We start from the raw sequence: 22,156 nt of genomic DNA on the forward strand, positions 1-22,156 counted from the left end.
TAGGAAATAAGAGGACGAAAACTATGGCACAGTATACCGGAAAGGTCTGGGTCCTGGGCGATGACATCGACACCGACATCATCATCCCGACCGAGTACCTGGCCTTAAAGACCATTGACGATATGAAACAGTACGGCTTTTCCCCGCTCCGTCCGGAACTTGCGGGTCAGATCAAGCCGGGAGATATCATTGTAGCAGGCAAAAACTTCGGCTGCGGCTCTTCCAGAGAGCAGGCACCGGAGGTGATCAAGGCGCTTGGCATTCCCTGCATCATTGCCAAGTCCTTTGCGCGCATTTTTTACCGCAATGCTTTAAACAACGGACTGCTCTTACTGGAGCAGCCGGAGCTTCACGATGTGGTGAAAGAGGGCGATACCATCACCGTTACCGTGAATGAAGATGTTGATTACAATGGAAAGAAATACCCGATCGCTTCCCTGCCGGAGAACTTAATGGAGATCATCGAGGCCGGCGGTCTGGTCAAAGCCATGCGCAAACGCAACGGGCTGGATTAGAGTAGGAGGAAGCTATGGGACAGACAATCATTGAAAAAATTTTAGCACACAATACCGGCAAGGATGTAAAGCCGGGCGATATTGTTACCGTAAACGTAGACCGCGTGATGCTGGATGACATCATGATCCCGTTTATCGTGGACAAGTTCCACGAGATGGGCTTTGCAAAAGTATGGGACCCGGATAAGGTTGTTCTGATCTACGACCATCTGGTACCGGCAAGCCAGCAGGACGATACCCGTCATTTCCGCGTAGGTGATGCCTTTGTAGAGCAGTATGGCATCAAAAACATCCACAGAAGTGACGGAATCTGTCACCAGCTCATGACGGAGGCAGGCTATGTAAAGCCGGGGCATGTGGTATTCGGTACTGACAGCCACACCACGACTTACGGCTGTGTGGGTGCATTTTCCACCGGAATCGGCTACACCGAGATGGCTTCCATCCTGGGAACCGGAACTCTCTGGGTAAAGGTGCCGGAAACCATTAAAGTGGTGATCGACGGCAAACTGCCGGAAGGCGTGATGTCCAAAGACGTGATCCTCCGTCTGATCGGGGACCTGGGCGCAGACGGTGCGACTTACCGTGCCCTGGAGTTTACCGGTTCCGCCGTGAAAGATATGAGCATTGCCAGCCGCACGACCATGGCGAACATGGCAATTGAGGCTGGTGCAAAGTGCGCACTGTTTACTCCGGATGAGAAGACCGAGGAGTACTGTGAAATCAAGCTGGACGACTTCCAGAAGAGTCTGGTGGGCGATCCGGATGCGGTTTACTTAAAAGAACTTCACTACCAGGCGGAAGATTTTGTGCCGGTTATGGCATGTCCTTCCCAGGTAGACAAGATCCGCAATGTCAGCGAACTCGAAGGTACCGTCATTGATCAGGTATTTATCGGTTCCTGCACCAATGGCCGTCTGGAGGATCTGCAGGCAGCTGCAGAGGTATTAAAGGGCAAGAGCGTAGCTCCGTTTGTGAAGCTGATCGTAACTCCGGCGAGCCGGAAAGTATACGAGGAGGCTGCAGCATGCGGTGCCATTAAGACCCTGATCGAGGCAGGCGCGATCGTCACCCATCCGGGCTGCGGACTCTGCTGCGGACGTACCGGCGGTATCTTAAGCGACGGCGAGCGCGTTGTGGCAACCAACAACCGCAACTTCTTAGGACGTATGGGAACCTCCAAGGTGGAGATTTACCTGGCATCCCCGAGAACCGCTGCAGCCTGCGCTGTAGCTGGTAAGATCGTGAGCCCGGTATAAACATGGAAACAAAGTAACTTGATTGTTGCCTGGAAATGCAGCCCGGTTTGAGCTGCATTTGGGGCTCAATATGACTAGGGAAACCGGCTTGCGGCCGTCCCGTTGCAGGAGATTATGTATATGAAAGCGCAAAAACAGGAAAAAACGAATGTCATGCGTCTTCTGGATGCGGCAGGCATTTCCTACCGTGTCCAGGAGTATGAGGTGGATGAGAATGATCTTTCCGGCATCCACGTAGCAAACCAGATCGGCGAAGACCCGGACAGTGTTTTTAAAACCCTGGTATTAAAAGGCGAAAAGCGAGGATTTCTGGTTTGCTGTATTCCCGTGGCAGAGGAGCTGGACTTAAAAAAGGTAGCCAGAGCGGTAGGGGATAAGAAAGTGGAGATGCTTCCCATGAAAGAGCTTCTCCCGACCACCGGTTACATCCGTGGCGGCTGTTCTCCGATCGGCATGAAGAAAAAGTTTCCTACTTATATAGAAGAAACAGCAATTTTATTCGATGAGATCGCAGTCAGTGCAGGTATCCGCGGTGCGCAGGTCATCTTGAATCCGGAGGATTTAAAGGCTTACACCGAGGCAGAATATGCCAGTCTGACGATTGCATGATTGCGATCCTCCAGTATGTTTGCAGCTGCGAAACAGCAAAAAATGCGGATGTATCCGGAACAGAGTGCTGGAGTTTCATGGAAAAAGGAAATAATAAAGTTTACATAAAAAAGAGTCGACATTGTTCGACTCTTTTTTTATGACGGTATAATTAACAAAAATGTAATAATTGCGTAATAGTTCGGCGGAAAAATGAAACAAAAAAATGGCTGTTTAAGCGGGTAAACTTTGTGAAAAGCTATAGAAAAGCGCAAATTCCTGAAAATTCCGGGTGGCACTTATGACAAAAGTGTGAAAAACTTATTGACAGTTTCACTTGTCCCCCACTATAATATCGCCTGTCACAAGAAACGAAGTGATTTCAGGACTTAATTCCCACTTTGAGTCAAAATAATGCCATATTTAGGGAATCACTTGTAAGGAAGAAAGGAGCATATCATGTATCCATTTTGCTCATTTCTCCAGGCGATTTGTCAGCTTGTAAAAAACATGTTCACTCCGGTAGTGAAGATGACCAAGCGTTTATATCGCAGTGCGGCAGTCATCATGGCCGGAACTGCAGTCGTAGCCGTTATGACTTTTTCTTCTGCTGGATTTGCGGCGGGCGGACACAATGCCCTGACTGCTTATGCGGAGACTTCAGACGGGGAAGTTCCGGAAACGGAAACACCAGACGAAGCCATGGAAGAAATTGCTGGAGAAACGCAACTATTAACGGAAGCAAAGGTGCAACTGCGTCTTACAGATCCTGACAATTTGAGGAGCGGACAGCTCCTTGTGGGCGATACCATAGCAAGAAATATACAGGAACAAAATGCTGTACGTCAGGAACAGAAAGCTGTGATCGAGGAAAACGAAAAAGAAATCGAGCGGATTGAGGAAGAACGCCGCAGACTGGCAGAGGAAGAAGCCGCCAGAAAGGCAGAGGAAGAGCGCAGGCATGCAGAGGCAGAAGCTGTGCGTGCGTCATCGGTCATTTCTTTTTCAGACCAGGATTATGAGGTTTTAAAACGGATCGTAGAAGCTGAGGCAGGCGGCTGCGACATGAAAGGCAGGATTTTAGTAGCCAATGTCATTTTAAACCGTGTACGCGACGGTGAATTTCCATCGACCATAACGGATGTGGTTTACCAGCGCTCTCAGTTTTCACCAGTCAGCGATGGCCGGTTAAACAGCTGCAGTGTGTCGGAAAAGACTGTAGAGGCAGTCAATCGGGCATTGTCCGGGGAAGATTACTCCCAGGGAGCACTGTTTTTTATGAACCGGATCCGTTCACGATCCAGTAATGTCAGCTGGTTTGACCGGAATCTTACGTATCTGTTCCAACACGAAAAGCATGAGTTCTTTCGATAAAACAGAACCAGATATCGTGCATACGTCATTGAAAAATGCAAAAAAACGGTAAACTATGTTAAAAAACAGACAGAATCTGCCATAAGGCAGAAAAACGAAAAGAGAGTCCAAATGGATTCTCTTTTTGTGCATAAGAGAAAACTTAAAAAAACACTGTATACATAATCCAAAACTTATGGATTTCATGAGGATTTTCTTATGGTTTTTTTATTTTCAAATATTGACTTTTTCTTCACAAAATGAGATAATAAACGCGAATTTCGGTAAAAATTGATATCGAGGAAAGTGAAAGAGAGGTTGAATGAAGATGGCAAATATCGATTTAAGTCAGTATGGTATTACCGGAACCACAGAGGTGGTTTACAATCCTTCTTACGAGATGTTATTTGAAGAAGAGACCAAAGAAGGTCTGGAAGGTTATGAGAAGGGACAGGTCAGTGAGCTTGGCGCTGTCAACGTTATGACCGGTATCTATACAGGTCGTTCACCTAAAGACAAATATATCGTGATGGATGAGAATTCCAAGGACACCGTTTGGTGGACTTCCGACGAGTATAAAAACGACAACCATCCGGCAAGCAAAGAGGCTTGGGAAGCAGTTAAGGAAATCGCTAAGAAAGAACTTTCCAACAAGAGACTGTTCGTAGTTGATGCATTCTGCGGCGCAAACAAAGACACCCGCATGGCAATCCGTTTTATCGTTGAGGTTGCATGGCAGGCACACTTTGTAACCAATATGTTCATCAAGCCAACTGAGGAAGAGCTGAAAGACTTCAAGCCGGACTTCGTTGTTTACAACGCATCCAAGGCAAAAGTTGAGAACTACAAAGAGCTTGGCTTAAACTCCGAGACTGCAGTTGTCTTCAACATCACCAGCCGTGAGCAGGTTATCATCAACACCTGGTACGGCGGCGAGATGAAGAAAGGTATGTTCTCCATGATGAACTACTATCTGCCGTTAAAGGGCATCGCTTCCATGCACTGCTCTGCAAACACTGACTTAAACGGTGAGAACACCGCTATCTTCTTCGGTCTGTCCGGAACCGGTAAGACCACCCTTTCTACCGACCCGAAGCGTCTCCTCATTGGTGATGACGAGCACGGCTGGGACGACAACGGCGTATTCAACTTCGAGGGCGGCTGCTACGCAAAGGTTATCAACCTGGACAAGGATTCCGAGCCGGATATCTACAATGCAATCAAGAGAAACGCGCTGCTTGAGAACGTTACCCTGGATGCAAACGGCAAGATCGACTTCGCAGATAAGAGCGTAACCGAGAATACCCGTGTATCTTACCCGATTGACCATATTAAGAACATCGTACGTCCGATCTCCGCAGCACCGGCAGCTAAGAACGTAATCTTCCTGTCCGCAGATGCATTCGGCGTACTTCCGCCAGTGTCCATTCTGACTCCGGAGCAGACCCAGTACTACTTCCTGTCCGGTTTCACTGCTAAGTTAGCAGGTACCGAGCGCGGTATTACCGAGCCGACCCCGACCTTCTCTGCTTGCTTCGGACAGGCATTCCTGGAACTGCATCCGACCAAGTACGCAGAAGAGCTCGTTAAGAAAATGGAGAAGAGCGGTGCAAAAGCATACCTGGTTAACACTGGCTGGAACGGTACCGGCAAACGTATCTCCATCAAAGATACCCGTGGTATCATCGATGCAATCTTAAACGGTTCCATCAACACAGCACCGACCAAACAGCTTCCGTACTTCAACTTCGAGATCCCGACCGAGCTTCCGGGTGTAGACACCGGCATCCTCGATCCGAGAGACACCTATGCAGATGTTGCTGAGTGGGAGACCAAGGCAAAAGATCTGGCACAGCGTTTCACCAAGAACTTCGCAAAATACGAAGGCAACGCAGCTGGTAAGGCTCTGGTTGCAGCTGGTCCGCAGATCTAATCGCGAGATTAATTTCATATTGCAATATTCATGGAAAGGCTGCCCTTGTGGCAGCCTTTCCTGCTTCACAGGAGGCAAGGGAGGAGTGTTGACAAAGCATCGGTAAAATCCTGTTGCTGGGCACGCGTGCGTGAACAGAAACCAAAGCAAAGGCACTTCTGTGGATTCCAGAAGAAAAGAATGTGCATCGGTTGTATTTTCTGCTATACTGGAATCATAAATAAAAAAAGGAGACGAGGATGAAAAAATATATATTCTTTGATTTGGACGGAACTCTCACGGATTCGGCGGAAGGAATCACCAATTCCGTCGCTTACGCATTAAAACGCAACGGCATTTTTGTGGAAGATAAAACATCCCTGAATGTGTTTGTAGGACCGCCGTTGGTGGAAAGTTTTATGAAATATTATCACTTCGACCGTGAAAAAGCGAAAAAATCCGTGGGGATTTACCGGGAATATTTTGAGGAGAAAGGCATGTTCGAAAATGCCGTATATCCGGGAATTCCGGAGCTGCTTGCCGAACTGAAAAAAGACGGATACAAGCTCTACGTGGCAACCTCCAAACCGGAACCGTATTCCGTAAAGATCATCGGGCATTTTGGACTGGCAGAGTATTTTGAGATGGTCGGCGGTGCAGACATGAACGAAACACGAGTTCATAAAGGCGATGTGATCCGTTATGTTATGGAAAGCTGCAATCTGACCAACCCGGACGAGATTGTAATGATCGGAGACCGGGAAAATGACATGAACGGTGCAAAGCAGAATGGAATCGAATCCGTCGGCGTTCTTTACGGATATGGAAGCCGCGAAGAACTGGAAAATGCCGGAGCCTGTCATATCGCAAACGATGTGCAGGAGCTGGGATGCGTACTGCGGACCTTATAAACAATATTAACATATGACAAGGGCCGTGTGAGTTGCCGAAAGGCAACTCACACGGCCCTATTAAAGTTAATCAAATTGTTATTTCAGCTCTTCGATGCGCTCTCCGATGTAGTCGGCCATCTGCTCTTTTGGCAGACCGAGGGCAGCCGAAAGTTCGCTGTAGAGGCAGTCCTCTGCCATGCGCAGATACTTCTCGTCTACTGCAGTGATCCGTTTTCCCTGTGCATTTCGCTGCAGCTTTCGCAAGTATAAAGTTTTGATGATCCGGATCCACTGGCGGCAGTCACCGGATTTCATACAGGTTTTATAGAGATCCTCCCGTTGCTTTTCATTGGCAATCCACAATTCTTTGATGTCCGGTATTTCACGGATCAGCTGTTCTGCCTCATCGTGGTTTAATACTTTGCGCATATAGTTTTTGGTGCTGTCTGTTGGAGTGAAAATTTTTCCGCCTTTCTGGGAAGAAGGCACCAGTACATAAAAAAGCCGTCCGCTTCCGGTCTGAAGCGGATCCATGGTAGTAATGTCTTCAATCTTGCATACGCCGGTTGTTCCGTAAACGATATAATCGCCTTTTTCAAACATGTTCACACATCCTTTTTCATTAACATAAAACGAAATTTACACACTCATTTTACCAGAATTTGGAGGTGAATTTCCAATGCTTTTTTACACAAAAGCGAAAGTTTGTGAAATAGTACTGTGTAGGAGTGATGTGTTTTTGTGGAAGATGACAATGCAGGTTATAGAAGAGAGACGTTTAGAAACCGGGATTTTTGGAATGAAAAGAATACGAAAGGATATACAAAGAACAAAAGAAGGAGCAGAGACGCCATTGGCATCTGTGCTCCTTCCTTTCTGGTGCGCTCAACCGTGCACGTCTGGTTTTATTTCGATTTTCCGTATTTCTCTTCGCAGTACATGCAGCGGTAAGTCTCGGTCTTCTCATCTGCAAGGTAGAAGATGTGCGGCAGCTCCTGTTCGATGGAGGTGATGCAGCGCGGATTCTTGCAGCGGATCACGTTGATGATCTTCTTCGGCAGGTTCAGTGCCTTTTTCTCAACGATCTTGTTGTTACGGATCACGTTTACGGTGATGTTGTGATCAATGTAACCAAGTACATCAAGGTCGATGTTGTCGATCGGTCCCTCTACTTTGATGATGTCCTTACGACCCATTTTGCTGCTGCGTGCATTTTTGATGATGGCTATCTGGCAGTCAGTAAGACGGTCAAGACCAAGGTGATAGTAAATGTCAAGACTCTTGCCTGCCTGAATGTGATCCAGAACTACGCCTTCCTGTAATCCACTGATATTTAACATGGTTTTTCCACCTCCAGTAAAGTCATGATCAGAGCCATACGGACATAAACACCGTACTGAGCCTGTTTGAAGTAAGCAGCTCTCGGGTCATCATCCACCTCAGTGGAGATCTCGTTGACACGAGGGAGCGGATGCAGAACATACATATCTTCTTTGGCTAATTTCATTTTCTCCTTGTCCAGGATATAGCTGTCTTTTAAGCGGATGTAATCTTCCTCATTGAAGAAACGCTCTTTCTGGACACGGGTCATGTAAAGAATGTCAAGCTCCGGCATGGCTGCGTCTAAGTTGCTGACTTCCTTGAAGTCGATATTGTTCGCACGCAGGACGTCTTCACGGATGTATTCCGGAACTTTTAATTCGTCTGGGGAAATAAGTACGAAACGAACATTTGGATAGCGGACCATGGCGTTGATCAGGGAATGAACGGTACGGCCGAATTTTAAGTCACCGCAAAAGCCGATGGTTAAGTTGTCCAGACGACCCTTTAAGGAGCGGATGGTCATTAAATCGGTTAAAGTCTGGGTCGGGTGCTGATGTCCGCCGTCACCGGCATTGATCACCGGGATTCTGGAATTCATGGAAGCAACCAGTGCAGAACCCTCTTTCGGATGACGCATAGCCGCGATATCTGCGTAGCAGGAAATCATGCGGATGGTATCTGCAACGCTTTCACCTTTGGCTGCAGAGCTGGAATTGGCCGAAGAAAAACCAAGTACGCTGCCTCCTAAACTTAACATTGCGGATTCAAAGCTAAGTCGGGTTCTTGTACTTGGTTCATAGAAAAGAGTCGCCAATTTTTTGCCGTCACAAACGTGAGCGTATTTTTTAAGGTTGTGTTCGATGTCAGATGCCAGTGTCAATAATTCGTCGGTCTCTTCAACGGAAAAATCCAACGGATTCAACAAATGTCTCATAACGTATCTCCTTTACTTTTTTTCTGGCAGCCGGACAAATTATCCGGCCGCAAGTCTTAGGACATTATAGCGGATTTTGTTTGGGATTACCAGTCCCTTTTTTAGAAAATATTTCATAAAAATACATCCTCTTTTTTGTGATATTTTTGGATAGTTTTTCTAAAATTCACTGTAATGAATCTGTAAGGAAGATTAAGAAAAAGTGGATATCTAAAAAGCTGAGAATACGGTATAATGAGCGTGAACAGAGAAGAAAAGCTGTTTTTGTGTATTCCAAAAACAGCAGATATCTGTGAGACATGGAGCAGCCGGAACGTGTTTGGTCCGTGCAGCGCAGGACTGGGACGACGATGCTCTCAGAGGAGATGAAAATGGAAGAAAAGAAGACACCCGTGATCCGGGTGAAGAATTTATATAAAATTTACCAGGTGGGCACAAATAAGGTCTATGCCTTAAACGGTGTGGATTTCACGATGTACAAAGGGGAATTTTGTGCGATTGTCGGTCCATCGGGTTCCGGAAAGTCTACGCTTCTGAATATGTTAGCCGGGTTGGAAAAACCGACAAAAGGCGAGATCATCATAGCCGGGAAACATATGGAACGGATGGATGAAAACCAGCTGGTGACGTTTCGGCGGGAAAATGTAGGTTTCATTTTTCAGTCCTACAATTTATTGAAAACGCTCAATGCCGTGGAAAACGTTGCTTTGCCTCTTTCGTTCCGTGGAGTACCAAAGAAGATACGAAATGCAAAAGCAGAAGAATATTTAAAGCTGGTTGGTCTGGAAAAGCAGATGAAGCATATGGCGAACGCCATGTCTGGCGGTCAGCAGCAGCGTGTAGGCATTGCACGGGCGCTGGTGGTAAATCCAAAGATCATTTTTGCGGATGAGCCAACCGGAAACCTGGATTCCAAAACGACCATGGAAGTGTTAAAGCTGATGCAGCGGATTGTGCGGGAGCAAAACCAGACCCTGGTTATGGTCACGCATGACAATTACATAGCCGGGTTTGCGGACCGGCAGTTCCACATTGTGGATGGAAAAATTCTGAAAATTGAGGAGCAGAAAGCGGACGAAGTGGGAGAAAAAATGGCGGAATCAGAACCAACAGAACCAGAACGGTTCGGAACATGTTTGAAATAGAGGAGAAGAGCAATGAAAAAAATGAAATGGAAGCGGCTTGCCGCCTTTGTACTGGCTGCGCTGCTGTTTGCAGGAGCTGTGCCATTTACCATGCCGGTGCAGACCTATGCATCGGAGGTAGCGGTGTATTCTGACAAGATCCAGCGGGGAAAGACAGGGAAATCCCTGACGGTCAGTTTTACCATTCAGAATCAAAGCGGAAGTGATATCAAAGACGCAAAGATTGCGTTTGACACCAGCGGTGGTGAAATCTGGGATGAAGACGAGGAAGACCGCCAGTATGGCTATTCCTTTCCGTTTGAGGTGACCGGAAAGCTGAATGATACCGATCATCCAAAGGGAATCGGAACCATTTCGGACGGAAAAGAAAAGAAAGTTTCCCTGACCGGTACTGTGCGCCGGGATTTATCTGAGGGTTACTATAAAGTCCCGGTTGTAGTCATGGACAAAGACGGGGGCTGGATCGGTCATGAGGACCTGCGTGTCTGGATCACCAAATCCACTTCCAAGGATGATGACGACGATGACACTAACAAAACCTACGATTTTGTTTTGGGCGAAGGGCAGGATGCTCCGCGCGGCGTTTATCCGAATGTGATGAATTTTTCCATTGGCCTGCGTAACAACAGTCCGGCAACGGTATACAATGTGAAAGCGAGCATGGTCCTGGATGCGGACAATACGAAGTTCCCGTTTGAGATCAATGATGCCAACTACGACCGCATGTTTGACAAGATCGCGGTTGATGAGACGGTGCAGCTGGACTACAGCTTTGCTATCCGCAAGGAGTCCTACACCGGTTATTACCCGATCACCATGAAAATCTATTATTCAGACAGTTCCACCGGGGAGGAACTGAAAACCTATGAGACGTCCTTCTTTGTCCATATTGTAAGTAAGCCGACTAAGGACGATTACGATGAATTTAATGAACATGACCGCACCAAGGCCCGCCTGATTATCGACGGATACAGTACCGATCCGGAAACCATCATTGCGGGAGAAAGTTTTGACCTGCTTCTTACCGTGAAGAACGCTTCCAGCAGTGTTTCGGCATCGGACATTCTTTTGACGGCAGAATCGGAGAAAGTTTCCGACAGTCCGGTATTCACCACGGAATCCGGATCCAGTTCTGTAGCAGTCAATTCACTTGGTGCAGGTGCATCGACGCAGGTGCGTTTTCGCATGGCATCGCGGGCGGGGGTAGATCAGCGTTCTTATGGACTTACGATCAAGGCAAAGTTCGACAGCCCGGAATTTAAAAATGCGGAGGAAAATATGGCGGTAGACATTCCGGTTAAGCAGATTCCGCGCCTGAACACGGGAACCTTTGAGGTGACCCCGGATTCCATCAATGTGGGCGAAGAGTCCAATATCATGTTTGGCATCAACAATACCGGCAAGGTGACTCTTTACAATGTGATGGCGAAGTTTGAGGCAGACTCCATCCAGACCACAGACACCTACGTCGGCAATATCAAATCCGGCGAGACCGGAAACGTGGACTGCATGGTAACCGGAGCGACACCGACCACAGACGACGGTAAAGTGAAAGTTATCATTTCCTACGAGGATGAAAATGGCGAGGTGTCAGAGGTAGAAAAAGAACTGACCCTGTTTGTAAGCGAACCTGCTCCGGATATGGACGAGATGGATCTGGACGGTATGGACGATATGCCGCAGGAAGAGCCGGGACCGATGCAGAAATACGGAAAGATCGTGCTGATCGCTGTGGCAATCGTCGCCGGAGCAGTAGCTGGCTGTGTTGTATACAAGCACCGGAAACGGAAAAAAGAGCAGGCATTGCTGGCAAGCGAAGAGGAACTGCAGGACGAAGATGATAAACAAGCTGACACCCGGGAAGGAAAATAGCCTGTGCAGGACAGGAAAACAGGATGAATGCCCTGGATTCTGTCAAACATTCGAAACAGAAGCATTTGAAGAAATGGAACGTTGAGAGGAAACAAACACAATGAAATTTGTAGATCTGCTGGCGATGAGCCTGAAAAATTTAAGCAGAAGAAAACTGAGGACCGCTCTGACGGTCCTTGGTGTCGTGATCGGTACAGCGTCCATTGTCGTCATGGTTTCCCTTGGCATTGGGCTTAGTGAATTGAACCGGGAACTCATTTCTTCCTATGGAAGCCTGACCGAGATCACGGTCAACAATCCTTATAATGGCGACAGCACAAAAGATCCGCTCTATCTGACGGATGATGTGGTAAAGCAGATGGAAAAACTTCCCTATGTGACTGGGGTGTATCCGATGCTGCAGGTGGATGTGCTGATGCAGCAGGGAAAATATAGCAGCAATGTGACCTTAAACGGTGTGCCTTACGAGTATCTGAAAAAAATTCCATTGGGGCAGGGAACGCTTTCAAATTCATCCGATCATGAATTAAAGCTTATTTACGGCAATGCCATCATCCAGTGGTTTACCGATGCGAAAGGCAATAACACCTACTGGGAAACCGGGGAACTTCCGAACGTGGATTTCATGGGAAAGCCGATGTTTGTGATCTTTGATACGGATACCTATTACCAGTCCCAGAATGGTGGGGAAGATGCTCCAAAGCCGCCGAAGAAGTATCTGCTGAAAGCAGACGGTGTGGTAGAAGGCGGCGTGGACGATTACAACAGCTATGCCTATAACGTTTACACCAGGCTGGATCTTCTGGAAACCCAGCTGAAGCGGATCTTTAAGAAAAAAGCCATTCCGGGACAGCCGACAACCAAAAAAGGAAAACCTTACCGCTATTTCATCTACAATTCCTGCAGCGTCAATGTGGATGATATAGAGCATGTGGGCGAAGTACAAAAGAAGCTTACCGACATGGGGTTTCAGGCATCCAGCAACGCCGACTGGATGAAGCAGTCGGAACAGCAGTCCAACATGATCCAGGCAGTGCTTGGCGGAATTGGTGCGGTCTCTTTATTTGTGGCAGCGATCGGCATTGCCAATACCATGATGATGTCCATCTACGAGCGCACGAAAGAAATCGGAATCATAAAAGTGCTCGGATGTGACATGAAAGTGATTCGCAATATGTTCCTGCTGGAATCCGGTTTTATCGGGTTTATGGGCGGTGTTGTGGGGCTGATCTTTAGTGCGGGCATATCCTTTGCCATCAACCATTTGCTTCAGATCGGCCAGACCATGACCGGCATGAGCGGCAACATCTCCCGGATTCCGCTGTGGCTGGCGGCAGCCTCGGTAGGCTTTGCCGTGCTGATGGGCATGGCGGCCGGGTTCTTCCCGGCACTGCGGGCCATGAAACTGAGCCCGCTTGCAGCAATCCGCAATGAATAGTGGATGAAAAGCACTTGAAAAAATACTTGCATTTTCCACGCGAATCCGCTATCCTGTATACAGAGCGTGTGACTGGCGGAAAGAGTGGGAAACCACAGGGGAGCACGCAAGTTTGAATTGCCGGCCGCCTGGGCACCATATTTTGTGGTACTCAGGCGGCCTTTTTGCAAATGTCGGGCAGATGAAACCCGAAACAGTTCTGAAAAAAGAAACAGCCGATTGGTAAGATACTGCAAGATATGGAAACAGTGAGATCCATCAAATGTTCATTCATAGGAGGAAACAGCGATGAAACAGTTATCCCTGCAGGAAGAGTTACAGGCAAACGCATACCCGGGAAGGGGCATTGTCATTGGAAAGACCCCGGATGGCACGAAGGCAGTGACGGCCTACTTTATCATGGGCCGCAGCGAAAACAGCCGTAACCGGGTTTTTGTGGAAGACGGTGAGGGCATCCGTACCCAGGCCTTTGACCCGGACAAGCTGACTGACCCGAGCCTGATCATCTATGCGCCGGTCCGTGTGCTTGGAAACAAGACTATCGTCACAAATGGTGACCAGACCGACACCATCTACGAGGGCATGGACAAACAGCTTACCTTTGAGCAGTCCCTCCGAAGCCGTGAGTTTGAGCCGGATGCACCGAACTACACCCCGCGTATTTCCGGCATTCTTCACATTGAAAACGGACGTTATAACTATGCCATGTCCATCTTAAAGAGCAACAACGGCAACCCGGATGCCTGCAACCGTTACACTTTTGCTTACGAGAATCCGGTAGCCGGTGAGGGACATTTCATTCATACTTACATGCACGACGGCAATCCGCTCCCGAGCTTTGAGGGCGAGCCGAAATTAGTAGGAATCTTAGACGATATGGATGCTTTTACTGAGCTGCTGTGGAACAGCTTAAACCCGGACAACAAGGTTTCCCTGTTTGTGCGCTACATCGATATCACAACCGGCGCATATGAGACGAAAATCGTGAATAAGAACAAATAAGACGAAAAGTCAGGAAAAACAGGAGAGACAAATGCCAATGGGCAGCAAAGCTGCCAAACAAAAGAAAGGAAGAACGTGACGATGAACGAGATGGAATTAAAGTATGGCTGTAACCCGAATCAGAAACCGGCAAGAGTTTTTATGAACGATAACAAAGACCTTCCATTCCAGGTACTGAGCGGAAAACCAGGCTACATCAACCTGCTGGATGCATTTAACGGCTGGCAGCTGGTAAGAGAACTGAAAAAAGCAACCGGACTTCCGGCAGCAGCTTCTTTTAAGCATGTATCCCCGGCCGGAGCTGCAGTTGGTCTGCCGCTTTCCGAGACCCTGGCAAAGATCTACTGGGTTGACGACATGGGCGAGCTTTCTCCGTTAGCAAGTGCCTATGCAAGAGCGCGTGGTGCGGACCGCATGTCTTCCTTTGGTGATTTCATTTCCCTGTCCGATGTCTGCGATGTTTCTACCGCAAAGCTCATCAAGCGTGAGGTTTCTGACGGTGTCATTGCACCGGGCTATGAGCCGGAAGCACTGGCCATCTTAAAAGAAAAGAAAAAAGGCAATTACTGCGTAATCCAGATCGACCCGGATTATGAGCCGGAGCCGATCGAGCGCAAGCAGGTGTTCGGTGTAGTCTTTGAGCAGGGCAGAAATAACCTGGATATCAACAAAGAGATGCTGGCAAACGTTGTGACGGAGAACAAAGAAATCCCGGATCAGGCAAAGATCGATCTGGTAATTTCCCTCATCACCTTAAAATATACCCAGTCCAACTCTGTGTGCTACGCAAAGGACGGTCAGGCTATCGGCATCGGCGCAGGCCAGCAGTCCCGCGTACACTGCACCAGACTGGCAGGCCAGAAAGCGGATAACTGGTTTTTACGCCAGGCACCGCAGGTATTGAACCTGCAGTTCGTGGATGGCATCAAGCGTGCAGACCGCGACAATGCGATTGACGTTTACATTGGTGACGAGTACATGGATGTTTTGGCAGATGGTACATGGGAGAAGACTTTCAAGGTAAAACCGCCGGTATTCACCAAGGAAGAAAAACGCGCATGGTTAGACCAGATGACCGATGTGGCATTGGGCTCTGACGCATTCTTCCCGTTCGGTGACAATATCGAGCGTGCACATAAGAGCGGCGTGAACTATATTGCGCAGCCGGGCGGATCCGTTCGCGACGACAACGTGATCGAAACCTGCAACAAATACAACATGGCGATGGCCTTCACCGGCATCCGCCTGTTCCACCACTAGGAGATACGGGAAACCGGCAGCAGCCAGAACATGCAGGGCTGCTGCATCCCCCATGTTTGCCGGAGTGGAACAAAAAACATGAAATTGGAGGATGAAAAGATGTTTATTACCTGTTTAGACTTAGAAGGAGTTCTGGTACCGGAAATCTGGATCGCATTCGCTGAGGCAAGCGGCATCCCGGAGTTAAAGCGCACCACCCGCGATGAGCCGGACTACGACAAGCTGATGAAATGGCGTCTCGGAATCTTAAAGGAGCACGGACTTGGCTTGAAGGAGATCCAGGAAACCATCGAGAAGATCGACCCGATGCCGGGGGCAAGAGCGTTTTTGGATGAGCTCCGGGAGCTGGGACAGGTAATCATCATCAGCGATACCTTCACCCAGTTCGCAAAGCCGCTCATGAAAAAACTGGGCTGGCCAACCATTTTCTGCAACGAGCTGGAAGTAGCAGAGGACGGCGAGATCACCGGATTTAAGATGCGCATTGAGCAGTCCAAGCTCAGTACCGTCAAGGCGCTGCAGTCCATTGGCTTTGAGACCATTGCCAGCGGCGACAGCTACAATGACCTTGGCATGATCCGCGCCAGCAAGGCGGGCTTCCTCTTTAAGAGTACCGAGCAGATCAAGAACGACAATCCGGATCTTCCGGCATATGAGACGTATGAGGAGCTGCTTACAGCGATCAAGGCAGCGGTATAGATTTTGGACAGGGCAGACGAAATGACAAAGAACGTGTGACCGATGCATTTCCAAAGAAAAGCAAAAGAGAGCAGATTTCCGAAACAGGAGATTTTGCTCTTTTTGTTTTGCGGGAAATTGTGTTCTGTGAAATCAAAAGAACTTTGCGAGGAAAAGCGTCAGCGACAAGTCTTGTAGATGGTTACTGGAAAAATGTGTTAAATAGAGAAGAAAATAATGAGAAGAAAATAATGAGAAGAATGTGAATAATAGTAATTGAAAATTACAGAAAAATGTGAAAAAATATACGGGAAAAGAAAAAGTGTTATACTTAATAAATGAAATAAACGTTGCTGGACACGCATGCGCGAACAGCGACAGATAAGTATCGATTTCATAGGAGAGAACACAGTATGCGTACAAAACGATTAGGCGATATGCTCCTGGAACTTGGTCTGATCACGCAGGATCAGTTAAAGGAGGCACTTGAATTCCAGTCCAAAGAAAAGGACCGTCTGGGAAGCATTTTGATCAAACATAAGTTCATTACGGAAGGTCAGCTCATCGATGCCCTCCGTATGCAGCTTGGTATCGATTACATTGATCTTACCAAGGTTGACATTGCACCGGAGATGTCGCAGTATGTCCCGAAAAACCTGGCAAAGCGCACAAACGTTGTGCCGGTGCGTCTTTCTAAGGATCAGCTGTTTTTAGCGATGGCGGATCCGTTGAACTTCATGGCAATCGAGGAAGCGCAGCGGACTTCCAAAAAACGGATCATCCCGATGATCGCATCAGAGCCTGCAGTGAAGCACGCCATCAACGTCCTTTACGGAAATGAAGGTGCGGTCCAGGCCATGGCACAGATCCGCGCGGAGAATGCGGCCGCCCAGGAACAGGAAGCGGCACCGAGAACAGCGGAAAACCAGGAAAGTGCAACGCCGATGGTGCGCCTGGTCAATTCCATCATTGAGCGTGCTTATTCAGAAAATGCATCTGATATTCATTTCGAGCCGACCGAGGAAGAACTGGTCGTGCGCATGCGTATCGACGGTCAGCTGCACCGGATCATGACGATTCCGGGAGAACTGAAAGACTCTGTCATTTCCCGTCTGAAGATCATGTCCAGACTGGATATCGTGGAAAAACGGATCCCGCAGGATGGACGTGCCGTGCTTCCGATGAAAGGGACTGACCTGGATATGCGTACCTCGACCCTTCCAACGATCTATGGCGAAAAAGTGGTAATCCGAATCCTGCGCAGAAATGAGGAATCTTTAAACCGGCGCGGCATTGGTATTCCACCGCTGGAAGATGCGAAGATTGATAAATTGTTGGGTCTGACTTCCGGAGTGATTATGATCGTGGGACCGACGGGTTCCGGTAAATCTTCCACCATGTATACACTGGTGCGCGAACTTCTTTCTGACCGGACGAACCTGATCACGCTGGAGGACCCGGTGGAGTACCACATCAAGGGGGCGACCCAGGTGCAGATCAATGAAAAAGTGGGACTGACCTTTGCATCGGGCCTGCGCTCGATTCTGCGTCAGGACCCGGATATCATCTGTGTTGGCGAGATCCGTGACGGCGAGACCGCTGAGATCGCCATGCGTGCTGCCATGACCGGACATCTGGTTATTACTACGGTACATACGGAGGATGCCATTTCTGCAATTGACCGTCTGCGCGATATGGGTGTGCCGCCGTATCTGATCGCATCGGGCCTGCGCGGTGTCATTTCCCAGCGCCTTCTCAGAAGAATCTGTCCAAGCTGCAAGCAGGAGATCGTTCCGGAGAAGAAAGCCCTGGAGCTTGCAGGAATCCCAGATATTCCGGGGCAGAAATACTGGCAGGGTGCAGGCTGCGACCAGTGCTTCCGTTCCGGTTACCGCGGACGAATCGGTGTCTTTGAAGTGATGATGATCCAGGAAGAATTGCGTCACTGTATTTTAGAGGGAGCAGACCGCCGCAGATTTATGGAAGTAGCAAAGCGGGAGAGCGGATATGTGCCGATGTCGGAACATGCGCGCAAACTGGTGCAGGACGGAACTACCACGGTGGATGAGATGATCCGCACACTGACGACATTGTAAAATGGAAGTTTATAAAGAAGATTGCCTGATACAGGAAAGCGTAAACGACGGATCAGTATGGAATGAAACAGAGAGGACAGATATGTACAATATAGAAGAATTGATCGAACTGGCTGCATCAAAAGGAGCATCAGATGTTCATCTGATCGCGGGTCTGCCGCCGAAATGCCGCATCGATGGCCGGATCATGACACTGACGGAAGAACCCTTAACGCAGGAAGACTGCGAGGAGTATGGACGTCAGCTGGCTGGTGTGCACAGTAAAAAAATTGAAGAGATCGGGCAGCTGGATTTTTCCTCCACGATAGCCGGACGGCGGATCCGTATTAATCTGTTCCGGCAGCAGGGAAATCTTTCGGCTGCACTTCGAATCTTAAGCAACAGCATTCCAAAACTGGAGGACCTCGGTCTGCCGCAGGCAGTACGTCAGTTTTCCCGTTGGAACAAAGGCATTGTGCTGGTGACTGGAGAAACCGGAAGCGGAAAATCCACCACGCTGGCAGCAATCCTGGATGAGATCAACCGGAGCCGTCCGCTGCACATCATCACCCTGGAGGATCCAATTGAGTATGTATACACACCGCAGAAAGCCATCATCAACCAGCGTGAAGTGGGCATGGATGTAGAAGATTACGAGCATGGTCTTTATGCGGCGCTCCGTGAGGATCCGGATGTCATCCTCATCGGGGAGATGCGAAGCCCTGAGACGATTGAGACCGCTCTGCTGGCTGCGGAGACCGGGCATCTTGTTTTTTCAACTATCCATACCAATTCCGCGATCGACAGTATCGACCGTATCGTCGGAGTATTTCCGGAAAATAAACAGCCGCAGATCCGCCTGCAGTTATCCATGACGCTGCGTGCCGTTTTAGCCCAGCAGCTGGTGCCGCGGGCAGCAGGACGGGGACGTGCCGCAGCCTGTGAACTGATGATGGTCACCCCGCCGATCAGAAATCTGATCCGTGACGGAAAAACCCCGCAGATGCAGAGCTATCTGCTGGCCGGTACGAAAGACGGTTCTGTTACGATGGACAATTTTTTGTGCGAATTGGCGAATAAAGGCATCATCATGCCGGAGACCGCTGTCGAGGCGGCAGAAGATCCGACAGAAATGCGGCAAAAAATGATGATGTTCTAACATAAATTTCATATTTAAGCGCTTTTTTGACACAAATTTGTGTATTTTTTTGTGTACAATCCGGGCGTGCTTTTATGCTTTTCTTTACAAACAATCATTGCGATGATAAAATGACGTTACAGATTGGAAAAAACGCTTGTGATTGAGATGACCTTGCTGTAATGTTTCGCAGTGGTTTTTGTGCTGCGCAGACAGCAGCGGATTTGTACATCCGGTGCAAAAGCCTAAGGTTAAGGTTTGGAGGTAAAATGCGATGCCGAATTTTTCATATCGGGCACTCGGCAGAGACGGAAAAGAAGTCCGCGGTGTGCTTCAGGCGGAAAATGAGACAGCGGCAGCAGCCAGAATCCGTGACAATTATCCGGTTTTGCTCAGTATCAGCAAACAGGCAGAAAAACGAAAAGCAGTCAATCTTCTGGAAATGGAGATTGGCAGCAAAAAGATCAAGACCAAGACGCTTTCCATTCTTTGTTCCCAGTTTGCAATCACACTCCGGTCCGGCATGTCCGTGTCCAGAGCCATGCAGATGCTGGCGGGACAGTGTGGGGACAAACGTCTCCGCAAAATCATGGAAGAAGCCGGACAGGAAGTCTCGGCAGGAAGTACCGTGGCAGCTGCACTGGAACAGTACAGCGAACGCTTTCCACTGACCTTTATTGAAACCATAAGGGCAGGAGAACAGTCTGGTACCCTGGACAAGTCGTTCGACCGGTTACATAAGTTTTACGATAAAGCTTACAAGACCACAGAAAAAGTCAAAGGCGCCCTGACATACCCTATGTTTGTCATCGCCATTGCCATTGTGGTTGTCATCATTGTCATGGCAAAGGTTATTCCGACACTGGCCGATGTCTTTTCCGACCTGGGCGGACAGCTTCCGCTCATGACACGGATGCTCATCGATACCTCGGATTTCTTTGCAAAATGGTGGATTTTGATACTGGCTGTGCTGGTATTGCTGAAAGTTGTGAGCAGCATTTACGCCAAAACAGAGACCGGCAAGATCCAGAAAGCAAAACTTGCCTTATCCATTCCGCTTGTAGGACCTGTCAACCAAATGAACGCAGCAGCCCAGTTTGCCAACACGATGTCGGTACTTCTGGCAGCAGGCATCACCCTGGACCAGGCCATTGAAACCACAGCGAAGGTCATGGACAATGCATTGTTTCAGTATGAAGTCCGTTCCATGAAAGACAGCATCGAGCAGGGACGCACCCTTTCCGACTGTCTGCGGAGTAAAAAGTATTTTCCCCAGACCATGATCGACATGTGTTCCGTGGGAGAAGAAACCGGTGAACTCGAAGAAACCCTCGAAAATGTAGCAGATTATTACACCAACGAAGCCGATTACCGGGTACAGCGTTTGCTCGCCATGTTGGAGCCAACCCTGTTGGTCCTGCTATCCATCTTCGCCGGAATCATCGTTGTGTCCATCTATCTGCCGATCTTTACGATGTATGACCTGATGTAGGTTTGCGTATGGGATTGGAAACATGAAACAGAATGATACGGGAGCAAGACCCGTTCAGGAATAAATATTTACAAAGGAGTATGATCATGATGAAGAACTTATTCAAGAAGTTCCGTGAGAACAAAAAAGGTTTTACACTGGCAGAGCTGCTGGTTGTAGTAGCAATTGTAGGTATTCTGGTTGCAATTTCGATTCCGGTGTTTACGTCACAGCTAAGTAAAGCAAGAAAAGCAACAAATTTGGCAAATTTAAGAGCAGCAAAGGCAGCTGCGGTAGCTGAATATTTGACGGGAGAAAAAGAAGGAGCAGAAATTTACAATTATGATATTGCTTCTGGTGAAGCGGTGCTAGTTGGTGAAAATGGTGTAACTCAAGCTACTGATAAAGAGAAAACATTAACTCCAGCTGATAATGATAAAACTTATACTGAAAAAAAATTCTCTAAGTTTTCTGTAAAAGTAACTACTGGTGCAACTGCGAAAGATAAATCTGAAGTGGTGTTATACGCTGAATAATTGGGAAATAGAACCCAAATAAAAATAGTGGATGGGATTTCCCATCCACTATTTTAGCATCAGGATTTAATTCAAGCATTAACATATTAACGAATCCTTTTGTATAAGGAGAGTATTTCATGAATTTCAAAAAATCAGGGTCAAATAAATATAAATCCGGTTTCACCTTAGCGGAACTCCTCGTAGTCGTAGCCATCATCGGAATTTTGGTAGCCATCAGCATTCCGGTCTTTACTTCACAAAGACAAAAAGCTATTGTTGCGGCGAACAAGGCGAACATCCGTGCAGCAAGAGCGGCGGTTGTAGCGGCATTGTATGATGACACATCGAAGCTGGATATGACTACTGTGCAAAATGATACAGATATTTCCTATTTTGTATATGATGTAAAATCAGGAACAATTGAAATCACCGTATCCGGAAAGGGGTTTAACGGTGCTGCTTACACATACAATGGAACCACGCAGAATTTCAATGCATGGGGAAAGTATTTTAGTGATCAGGCAAAAACGAAAGTTTGTGACAAGATCATTGTGTATGTTGGAAATGAGAAAGATATGACGACAAGAAACAGTGCGATGATACAGACTGCGCCATATTACACAGAGAATGATGAGATTGGATACAAGGGTGGAGGCAGCAATCCGTTTGGTCCGGGAGCTGGTTCCTCTACTGCAGGCTAGAAAAAGGATTGTGTGGATAGATTTAGGATCGTAACAGGATAAAAACAATTGCGATATTTTAATAGGTAAAAACAAAATGAA

The 22,156-nt window shown here is 48.0% G+C and carries 20 protein-coding genes, 1 pseudogene and 1 riboswitch; of the genes and pseudogenes, 18 read left to right on the forward strand and 3 right to left on the reverse strand.

The window, feature by feature from the left end; all coding sequences use genetic code 11:
• Positions 1-23: 23 nt before the first annotated feature.
• The 6 genes from DXB18_RS08120 (at position 24) to DXB18_RS08145 (ending at position 6,538) form a co-directional block, all read left to right on the forward strand.
• Complete coding sequence (locus tag DXB18_RS08120) at positions 24-515, forward strand: 3-isopropylmalate dehydratase (protein WP_118543259.1); 492 nt, start codon at positions 24-26, stop codon at positions 513-515.
• 14 nt (positions 516-529) lie between these two features.
• Positions 530-1,774 carry a 3-isopropylmalate dehydratase large subunit gene (locus DXB18_RS08125; RefSeq protein WP_118707100.1) on the forward strand — a complete coding sequence of 415 codons (1,245 nt, stop codon included), beginning with the start codon at positions 530-532 and terminating at the stop codon, positions 1,772-1,774.
• Positions 1,775-1,888: 114 nt separating this feature from the next.
• Positions 1,889-2,383, forward strand: coding sequence for a Cys-tRNA(Pro) deacylase (gene ybaK, locus DXB18_RS08130; RefSeq protein ID WP_118543257.1), 495 nt, complete (start codon positions 1,889-1,891; stop codon positions 2,381-2,383).
• A 489-nt stretch (positions 2,384-2,872) separates the two neighbouring features.
• A complete protein-coding gene (locus DXB18_RS08135) occupies positions 2,873-3,736 on the forward strand; it encodes a cell wall hydrolase (protein ID WP_243103289.1) in 864 nt (287 codons plus the stop codon).
• A gap of 307 nt (positions 3,737-4,043) precedes the next feature.
• Positions 4,044-5,648 carry a phosphoenolpyruvate carboxykinase (ATP) gene (gene pckA, locus DXB18_RS08140; protein ID WP_118543338.1) on the forward strand — a complete coding sequence of 535 codons (1,605 nt, stop codon included), beginning with the start codon at positions 4,044-4,046 and terminating at the stop codon, positions 5,646-5,648.
• A 239-nt stretch (positions 5,649-5,887) separates the two neighbouring features.
• Positions 5,888-6,538 carry an HAD family hydrolase gene (locus tag DXB18_RS08145; RefSeq protein ID WP_118707104.1) on the forward strand — a complete coding sequence of 217 codons (651 nt, stop codon included), beginning with the start codon at positions 5,888-5,890 and terminating at the stop codon, positions 6,536-6,538.
• 78 nt (positions 6,539-6,616) lie between these two features.
• On the opposite strand, the gene DXB18_RS08150 is transcribed toward DXB18_RS08145, so the two are convergent.
• The 3 genes from DXB18_RS08150 to pyrB form a co-directional block, all read right to left on the reverse strand.
• A complete protein-coding gene (locus DXB18_RS08150) occupies positions 6,617-7,123 on the reverse strand; it encodes a CarD family transcriptional regulator (RefSeq protein ID WP_118707106.1) in 507 nt (168 codons plus the stop codon).
• Between the two features lie 302 nt (positions 7,124-7,425).
• Positions 7,426-7,860 (reverse strand): aspartate carbamoyltransferase regulatory subunit, encoded by a 435-nt coding sequence (locus tag DXB18_RS08155; RefSeq protein WP_118707108.1) that lies wholly within the window; start codon positions 7,858-7,860, stop codon positions 7,426-7,428.
• Positions 7,854-8,777 carry an aspartate carbamoyltransferase gene (pyrB, locus tag DXB18_RS08160; RefSeq protein WP_118543252.1) on the reverse strand — a complete coding sequence of 308 codons (924 nt, stop codon included), beginning with the start codon at positions 8,775-8,777 and terminating at the stop codon, positions 7,854-7,856. Before pyrB ends, DXB18_RS08155 begins: the two co-directional genes overlap by 7 nt.
• Positions 8,778-9,148: 371 nt before the next feature.
• Between pyrB and DXB18_RS08165 the strand changes: the two genes are divergently transcribed.
• The 12 genes and pseudogenes from DXB18_RS08165 to DXB18_RS08220 all read left to right on the forward strand — a co-directional run bounded on the left by DXB18_RS08165 (position 9,149) and on the right by DXB18_RS08220 (position 22,075).
• The gene (locus DXB18_RS08165; RefSeq protein ID WP_118707110.1) at positions 9,149-9,922 is read left to right on the forward strand and encodes an ABC transporter ATP-binding protein; all 774 of its coding nucleotides are present in this window, start codon (positions 9,149-9,151) and stop codon (positions 9,920-9,922) included.
• A gap of 12 nt (positions 9,923-9,934) precedes the next feature.
• Positions 9,935-11,794, forward strand: a complete 1,860-nt coding sequence (locus tag DXB18_RS08170; protein ID WP_118707112.1) for a CARDB domain-containing protein — start codon at positions 9,935-9,937, stop codon at positions 11,792-11,794.
• Between the two features lie 100 nt (positions 11,795-11,894).
• Positions 11,895-13,232 (forward strand): FtsX-like permease family protein, encoded by a 1,338-nt coding sequence (locus DXB18_RS08175; RefSeq protein ID WP_118707114.1) that lies wholly within the window; start codon positions 11,895-11,897, stop codon positions 13,230-13,232.
• A 58-nt stretch (positions 13,233-13,290) separates the two neighbouring features.
• Positions 13,291-13,373, forward strand: a riboswitch (ZMP/ZTP riboswitch).
• 147 nt (positions 13,374-13,520) lie between these two features.
• On the forward strand, positions 13,521-14,234 hold the full coding sequence (locus tag DXB18_RS08180) for an IMP cyclohydrolase (RefSeq protein ID WP_118707116.1): 714 nt from the start codon (positions 13,521-13,523) through the stop codon (positions 14,232-14,234).
• A 72-nt stretch (positions 14,235-14,306) separates the two neighbouring features.
• Positions 14,307-15,494, forward strand: a pseudogene (locus DXB18_RS08185) (phosphoribosylaminoimidazolecarboxamide formyltransferase); the annotation flags it as partial.
• 99 nt (positions 15,495-15,593) lie between these two features.
• Positions 15,594-16,193: a bifunctional phosphoserine phosphatase/homoserine phosphotransferase ThrH gene (thrH, locus tag DXB18_RS08190; protein WP_118707170.1), complete on the forward strand. Its 600-nt coding sequence runs from the start codon at positions 15,594-15,596 to the stop codon at positions 16,191-16,193.
• Between the two features lie 35 nt (positions 16,194-16,228).
• Complete coding sequence (locus DXB18_RS08195) at positions 16,229-16,438, forward strand: hypothetical protein (protein WP_118543246.1); 210 nt, start codon at positions 16,229-16,231, stop codon at positions 16,436-16,438.
• 147 nt (positions 16,439-16,585) lie between these two features.
• On the forward strand, positions 16,586-18,268 hold the full coding sequence (locus tag DXB18_RS08200) for a GspE/PulE family protein (protein WP_118707120.1): 1,683 nt from the start codon (positions 16,586-16,588) through the stop codon (positions 18,266-18,268).
• Positions 18,269-18,350: 82 nt separating this feature from the next.
• Positions 18,351-19,406 carry a PilT/PilU family type 4a pilus ATPase gene (locus tag DXB18_RS08205; protein WP_118707172.1) on the forward strand — a complete coding sequence of 352 codons (1,056 nt, stop codon included), beginning with the start codon at positions 18,351-18,353 and terminating at the stop codon, positions 19,404-19,406.
• Between the two features lie 253 nt (positions 19,407-19,659).
• Positions 19,660-20,877 carry a type II secretion system F family protein gene (locus DXB18_RS08210; protein WP_118707122.1) on the forward strand — a complete coding sequence of 406 codons (1,218 nt, stop codon included), beginning with the start codon at positions 19,660-19,662 and terminating at the stop codon, positions 20,875-20,877.
• Between the two features lie 86 nt (positions 20,878-20,963).
• On the forward strand, positions 20,964-21,392 hold the full coding sequence (locus DXB18_RS08215; RefSeq protein ID WP_182430514.1) for a prepilin-type N-terminal cleavage/methylation domain-containing protein: 429 nt from the start codon (positions 20,964-20,966) through the stop codon (positions 21,390-21,392).
• A gap of 119 nt (positions 21,393-21,511) precedes the next feature.
• Complete coding sequence (locus DXB18_RS08220; RefSeq protein WP_118707126.1) at positions 21,512-22,075, forward strand: prepilin-type N-terminal cleavage/methylation domain-containing protein; 564 nt, start codon at positions 21,512-21,514, stop codon at positions 22,073-22,075.
• The last annotated feature ends 81 nt before the right edge of the window (positions 22,076-22,156 follow it).

This window comes from Clostridium sp. OM02-18AC (assembly GCF_003481825.1).
In the GTDB taxonomy this organism is placed as follows: domain Bacteria; phylum Bacillota; class Clostridia; order Lachnospirales; family Lachnospiraceae; genus Brotaphodocola.